Origin of the sequence: Gemmiger formicilis, from assembly GCF_016901605.1 — a bacterium.
Classification (GTDB): domain Bacteria; phylum Bacillota; class Clostridia; order Oscillospirales; family Ruminococcaceae; genus Gemmiger; species Gemmiger formicilis_B.
This window is the reverse complement of sequence record NZ_JACJKP010000307.1, coordinates 1-1,614: the sequence shown is the minus strand read 5'-3', so window position 1 is coordinate 1,614 and position 1,614 is coordinate 1. Positions and strand designations below refer to the sequence as shown.

At 52.4% G+C, this 1,614-nt stretch carries 1 rRNA gene; it reads right to left on the bottom strand.

The features are described 5' to 3' along the window. Positions 1-16: 16 nt before the first annotated feature. Positions 17-1,531: ribosomal RNA gene (locus tag H6B10_RS14440) — 16S ribosomal RNA — on the bottom strand. Positions 1,532-1,614 lie beyond the last annotated feature (83 nt).

Sequence of the window (1,614 nt, the reverse complement as noted above, 5' to 3'; positions counted from 1 at the left end):
ATGTCTGACTCCCTAGAAAGGAGGTGATCCAGCCGCACCTTCCGATACGGCTACCTTGTTACGACTTCACCCCAATCACCAGTTTTACCTTCGGCGGCGTCCTCCTTGCGGTTAGACTACCGACTTCGGGTCCCCCCGGCTCTCATGGTGTGACGGGCGGTGTGTACAAGGCCCGGGAACGTATTCACCGCGGCATGCTGATCCGCGATTACTAGCAATTCCGACTTCATGCAGGCGAGTTGCAGCCTGCAATCTGAACTGAGACGTTGTTTTTGAGTTTTGCTCCACCTCGCGGTCTTGCTTCTCTTTGTTAAACGCCATTGTAGTACGTGTGTAGCCCAGGTCATAAAGGGCATGATGATTTGACGTCATCCCCACCTTCCTCCGTTTTGTCAACGGCAGTCTCGCCAGAGTCCTCTTGCGTAGTAACTGGCAATAAGGGTTGCGCTCGTTGCGGGACTTAACCCAACATCTCACGACACGAGCTGACGACAACCATGCACCACCTGTCTCGATGTCCCGAAGGACTTCATGCATCTCTGCACTATGCATCGGATGTCAAGACCTGGTAAGGTTCTTCGCGTTGCTTCGAATTAAACCACATACTCCACTGCTTGTGCGGGCCCCCGTCAATTCCTTTGAGTTTCAACCTTGCGGTCGTACTCCCCAGGTGGATTACTTATTGTGTTAACTGCGGCACTGAAGGGGTCAATCCTCCAACACCTAGTAATCATCGTTTACGGCATGGACTACCAGGGTATCTAATCCTGTTTGCTACCCATGCTTTCGAGCCTCAGCGTCAGTTGGTGCCCAGTAGGTCGCCTTCGCCACTGGTGTTCCTCCCGATATCTACGCATTCCACCGCTACACCGGGAATTCCACCTACCTCTGCACTACTCAAGGCCAGCAGTTTTGAAAGCAATTTATGGGTTGAGCCCATAGATTTCACTTCCAACTTGCCGGTCCGCCTGCGCTCCCTTTACACCCAGTAATTCCGGACAACGCTTGCACCCTACGTTTTACCGCGGCTGCTGGCACGTAGTTAGCCGGTGCTTTCTTGTTAGGTACCGTCATGATTCGTCCCTAACGACAGGAGTTTACAATCCGAAAACCTTCTTCCTCCACGCGGCGTCGCTGCATCAGGGTTTCCCCCATTGTGCAATATCCCCCACTGCTGCCTCCCGTAGGAGTCTGGGCCGTGTCTCAGTCCCAATGTGGCCGTTCAACCTCTCAGTCCGGCTACCAATCGTCGCCTTGGTGGGCCGTTACCTCACCAACCAGCTAATTGGACGCGAGTCCATCCTGAAGCGAATAAATCCTTTTCCCGCTGTGCCATGCGGCACCGTGGGCTTATGCGGTATTAGCAGTCGTTTCCAACTGTTGTCCCCCACTCCAGGGCAGGTTACTCACGCGTTACTCACCCGTTCGCCACTAAACTTGAAAAAGCAAGCTCTCTCAAGTTCCGTTCGACTTGCATGTGTTAGGCGCGCCGCCAGCGTTCGTCCTGAGCCAGGATCAAACTCTTTATAAAATGGTATTAAATCACTTTATAAGTGTTTAATCTTGTAAATCACTCAGACACAATCGCTTGCGTCCTGTTTGAATTACTTGTAA